Source organism: Variovorax sp. YR216 (genome assembly GCF_900107745.1).
Taxonomy (GTDB): domain Bacteria; phylum Pseudomonadota; class Gammaproteobacteria; order Burkholderiales; family Burkholderiaceae_C; genus Variovorax.
The window spans coordinates 1-5,472 of the sequence record NZ_FNRO01000036.1; the positions used below are offsets into that span (position 1 = coordinate 1).

Sequence of the window (5,472 nt, forward strand, 5' to 3'; positions counted from 1 at the left end):
CGCAAAAAGCAAAAAGCCCAGCCTTGTGGGGCTGGGCTTTTTGGGGCTGTAAGAGCCTGACGATGACCTACTTTCACACGGGAACCCGCACTATCATCGGCGCTGAGGCGTTTCACTGTCCTGTTCGGGATGGGAAGGAGTGGGACCACCTCGCTATGGTCATCAGGCATAAAGGGTTGCCATCCTGGTTTTTGGTCAGGACAGCGAATTCATAGAGTCTGGAATCAGTTTTGTGTTTTGAATTGTTCTGACTGCGTCAACTTGGCATAACTCTCTGATCTGACAGATCAAAGTTATAGGGTCAAGCCGCACGAGCAATTAGTATCGGTTAGCTTAACGCATTACTGCGCTTCCACACCCGACCTATCAACGTCCTGGTCTTGAACGACTCTTCAGGGGGCTCGAGGCCCCGGCAGATCTCATCTTGAAACGAGTTTCCCGCTTAGATGCTTTCAGCGGTTATCTCTTCCACACTTAGCTACTCGGCAATGCCACTGGCGTGACAACCGATACACCAGAGGTGTGTCCACTCCGGTCCTCTCGTACTAGGAGCAGGCTTCCTCAAATCTGCAGCGCCCACGGAAGATAGGGACCAAACTGTCTCACGACGTTTTAAACCCAGCTCACGTACCTCTTTAAATGGCGAACAGCCATACCCTTGGGACCGGCTACAGCCCCAGGATGAGATGAGCCGACATCGAGGTGCCAAACACCGCCGTCGATATGAACTCTTGGGCGGTATCAGCCTGTTATCCCCAGAGTACCTTTTATCCGTTGAGCGATGGCCCTTCCATACAGAACCACCGGATCACTATGTCCTGCTTTCGCATCTGCTCGACTTGTCAGTCTCGCAGTTAAGCACGCTTATGCCATTGCACTATCGTCACGATGTCCGACCGTAACTAGCGTACCTTCGAACTCCTCCGTTACGCTTTGGGAGGAGACCGCCCCAGTCAAACTGCCTACCATGCACTGTCCCCGATCCAGATAATGGACCTAGGTTAGAACCTCAAACACACCAGGGTGGTATTTCAACGTTGGCTCCATGAGAACTAGCGTCCTCACTTCAAAGCCTCCCACCTATCCTACACAGATCTGTTCAAAGTCCAATACAAAGCTACAGTAAAGGTTCATGGGGTCTTTCCGTCTTTCCGCGGGGAGATTGCATCATCACAAACATTTCAACTTCGCTGAGTCTCAGGAGGAGACAGTGTGGCCATCGTTACGCCATTCGTGCAGGTCGGAACTTACCCGACAAGGAATTTCGCTACCTTAGGACCGTTATAGTTACGGCCGCCGTTTACTGGGACTTCAATCAAGAGCTTGCACCCCATCATTTAATCTTCCAGCACCGGGCAGGCGTCACACCCTATACGTCCACTTTCGTGTTTGCAGAGTGCTGTGTTTTTAATAAACAGTCGCAGCCACCGATTCTTTGCAACCCGTTCATGCTCCGTTGTTCACTTCACACTAATAGGGCACACCTTCTCCCGAAGTTACGGTGTCAATTTGCCGAGTTCCTTCTCCTGAGTTCTCTCAAGCGCCTTAGAATACTCATCTCGCGCACCAGTGTCGGTTTGCGGTACGGTCGTCAATAGCTGAAGCTTAGTGGCTTTTCCTGGAACCTCGTTCAGTCACTTCACCAGCAAGCTGGCTCGATCGTTGGCCTCGGTATATGACGGGCGGATTTGCCTACCCATCGCCTACTTCCAACTAAACCGGGATATCCAACACCCGGATGACCTATTAAGATCCGTCCCCACATCGCACTATTGATCGGTACAGGAATATTGACCTGTTTCCCATCAGCTACGCATCTCTGCCTCGCCTTAGGGGCCGACTCACTCTACGCCGATGAACGTTGCGTAGAAAACCTTGCGCTTACGGCGAGGGGGCTTTTCACCCCCTTTAACGCTACTCATGTCAGCATTCGCACTTCTGATACCTCCAGCATCCTTTACAAGACACCTTCACAGGCTTACAGAACGCTCTCCTACCACTTGCAATAAATTGCAAATCCGCAGCTTCGGTAACTGGCTTAGCCCCGTTACATCTTCCGCGCAGGACGACTCGATCAGTGAGCTATTACGCTTTCTTTAAATGATGGCTGCTTCTAAGCCAACATCCTGACTGTTTTAGCCTTCCCACTTCGTTTCCCACTTAGCCAATTTTAGGGACCTTAGCTGGCGGTCTGGGTTGTTTCCCTCTTGAGTCCGGACGTTAGCACCCGGTGCTCTGTCTCCCAAGCTGTACTCTTCGGTATTCGGAGTTTGCCTTGGTTTGGTAAGTCGCCATGACCCCCTAGCCAAAACAGTGCTCTACCCCCGAAGGTAATACTTGAGGCACTACCTAAATAGTTTTCGGAGAGAACCAGCTATTTCCAAGTTTGTTTAGCCTTTCACCCCTATCCACAGCTCATCCGCTAGTTTTGCAACACTAGTCGGTTCGGACCTCCAGTACCTGTTACGGCACCTTCATCCTGGCCATGGATAGATCACTTGGTTTCGGGTCTACACCCAGCGACTGGACGCCCTATTCGGACTCGATTTCTCTACGGCTTCCCTATTCGGTTAACCTTGCCACTGAATGTAAGTCGCTGACCCATTATACAAAAGGTACGCAGTCACCCTTGCGGGCTCCTACTTTTTGTAAGCACGCGGTTTCAGGATCTATTTCACTCCCCTCCCGGGGTTCTTTTCGCCTTTCCCTCACGGTACTAGTTCACTATCGGTCGATGATGAGTATTTAGCCTTGGAGGATGGTCCCCCCATCTTCAGACAGGATTTCTCGTGTCCCGCCCTACTTTTCGTCAGCTTAGTACCACACAGGTCTTTTCACGTACGGGGCTATCACCCGCTATGGCCAGCCTTTCCAAGCTGTTCCGTTAAGTCTTGTGCTATCACTAACAGGCTCTTCCGATTTCGCTCGCCACTACTTTCGGAATCTCGGTTGATGTCTTTTCCTCGAGCTACTGAGATGTTTCAGTTCACCCGGTTCGCCTCGCATACCTATGTATTCAGTATGCGATACCTTTCGGTGGGTTTCCCCATTCGGAAATCTCCGGATCAAAGCTAATTTGCCAGCTCCCCGAAGCTTATCGCAGGCTATCACGTCCTTCGTCGCCTATCATCGCCAAGGCATCCACCACGTGCTCTTATTCACTTGACCCTATAACTTTGACGTTTCTTCACAGAAACCAAAGTCAATCAAGGAATGACCAGGTCTTTCACCTGGCGCGTTATGCCGTCTTCATAAATCGATTTGACTCGAAATTGAAGTTCATTTGACGCAATCAAAAATTCAAGTTGCTGATGGCACGGTCCGCACTAAACCTTTACGAATGTGCGGTTTCCATCAGCAACGCTGATTCGACTCTATGAATTTTTAAAGAACAGCCGATCGATCGAGAGATCTCGATCAACAACAAAGACGCCTCTCGCAAAGCATCTTTGGTGTTGATGAATTCTTGCCGGATGGTGGAGGATGACGGGATCGAACCGACGACCCCCTGCTTGCAAAGCAGGTGCTCTCCCAGCTGAGCTAATCCCCCGGGGCCTCATGCATGACACCACTTGCGCGGTGCACATGACCATTGGAACGAACCATTGGAGGAATTTGGTGGGTCTAGTTGGGCTCGAACCAACGACCCCCGCCTTATCAAGACGGTGCTCTAACCAGCTGAGCTACAGACCCATGTCGATGGAATCGACTTCATCCAACAACCGATAAGTGTGGGCGTTCAACTTGAACAGCTTGTTTCCAGAAAGGAGGTGATCCAGCCGCACCTTCCGATACGGCTACCTTGTTACGACTTCACCCCAGTCACGAACCCTGCCGTGGTAATCGCCCTCCTTGCGGTTAGGCTAACTACTTCTGGCAGAACCCGCTCCCATGGTGTGACGGGCGGTGTGTACAAGACCCGGGAACGTATTCACCGTGACATTCTGATCCACGATTACTAGCGATTCCGACTTCACGCAGTCGAGTTGCAGACTGCGATCCGGACTACGACTGGTTTTATGGGATTAGCTCCCCCTCGCGGGTTGGCAACCCTTTGTACCAGCCATTGTATGACGTGTGTAGCCCCACCTATAAGGGCCATGAGGACTTGACGTCATCCCCACCTTCCTCCGGTTTGTCACCGGCAGTCTCATTAGAGTGCCCAACTAAATGTAGCAACTAATGACAAGGGTTGCGCTCGTTGCGGGACTTAACCCAACATCTCACGACACGAGCTGACGACAGCCATGCAGCACCTGTGTTACGGTTCTCTTTCGAGCACTAAGCCATCTCTGGCAAATTCCGTACATGTCAAAGGTGGGTAAGGTTTTTCGCGTTGCATCGAATTAAACCACATCATCCACCGCTTGTGCGGGTCCCCGTCAATTCCTTTGAGTTTCAACCTTGCGGCCGTACTCCCCAGGCGGTCAACTTCACGCGTTAGCTTCGTTACTGAGTCAGTGAAGACCCAACAACCAGTTGACATCGTTTAGGGCGTGGACTACCAGGGTATCTAATCCTGTTTGCTCCCCACGCTTTCGTGCATGAGCGTCAGTGCAGGCCCAGGGGATTGCCTTCGCCATCGGTGTTCCTCCGCATATCTACGCATTTCACTGCTACACGCGGAATTCCATCCCCCTCTGCCGCACTCCAGCGATGCAGTCACAGATGCAGTTCCCAGGTTGAGCCCGGGGATTTCACAACTGTCTTACATCACCGCCTGCGCACGCTTTACGCCCAGTAATTCCGATTAACGCTTGCACCCTACGTATTACCGCGGCTGCTGGCACGTAGTTAGCCGGTGCTTATTCTTACGGTACCGTCATGAGCTCTCTTTATTAGAAAGAACCTTTTCGTTCCGTACAAAAGCAGTTTACAACCCGAAGGCCTTCATCCTGCACGCGGCATGGCTGGATCAGGCTTGCGCCCATTGTCCAAAATTCCCCACTGCTGCCTCCCGTAGGAGTCTGGGCCGTGTCTCAGTCCCAGTGTGGCTGGTCGTCCTCTCAGACCAGCTACAGATCGTCGGCTTGGTGAGCCTTTACCCCACCAACTACCTAATCTGCCATCGGCCGCTCCATTCGCGCAAGGCCTTGCGGTCCCCTGCTTTCATCCGTAGATCGTATGCGGTATTAGCACAGCTTTCGCTGCGTTATCCCCCACGATTGGGCACGTTCCGATGTATTACTCACCCGTTCGCCACTCGCCGCCAGGATTGCTCCCGCGCTGCCGTTCGACTTGCATGTGTAAGGCATGCCGCCAGCGTTCAATCTGAGCCAGGATCAAACTCTATAGTTCGATCTTGAAGTTTTTGCCCGATTGCTCGAGCAACTCATAAAAACGGAATTGAAGTGAACTTCACTTCTATTCTCATGAGCGTTTAAAAGTCCGAAGACTTGAGTTCCGAAGAACTTGGCTGTTCGCCTCAAACGCCCACGCTTATCGGCTGTATGTTTTTAAGGATCCTGACGC

Annotated in this window: 2 tRNA genes and 3 rRNA genes; all 5 read right to left on the reverse strand. The window is 51.7% G+C overall.

Annotated features, from left to right (window positions below):
• Positions 1 to 54: 54 nt before the first annotated feature.
• A 5S ribosomal RNA gene (gene rrf, locus BLW05_RS35125) occupies positions 55 to 167 on the reverse strand.
• A gap of 130 nt (positions 168 to 297) precedes the next feature.
• Positions 298 to 3,168: ribosomal RNA gene (locus tag BLW05_RS35130) — 23S ribosomal RNA — on the reverse strand.
• A 306-nt stretch (positions 3,169 to 3,474) separates the two neighbouring features.
• Positions 3,475 to 3,550: transfer RNA gene (locus BLW05_RS35135), tRNA-Ala, on the reverse strand.
• A 66-nt stretch (positions 3,551 to 3,616) separates the two neighbouring features.
• Positions 3,617 to 3,693: transfer RNA gene (locus BLW05_RS35140), tRNA-Ile, on the reverse strand.
• 70 nt (positions 3,694 to 3,763) lie between these two features.
• Positions 3,764 to 5,298 (reverse strand): 16S ribosomal RNA (locus BLW05_RS35145).
• The 16S, 23S and 5S rRNA genes sit together here with 2 tRNA genes alongside, the layout of an rRNA operon.
• Between the last annotated feature and the right edge of the window lie 174 nt (positions 5,299 to 5,472).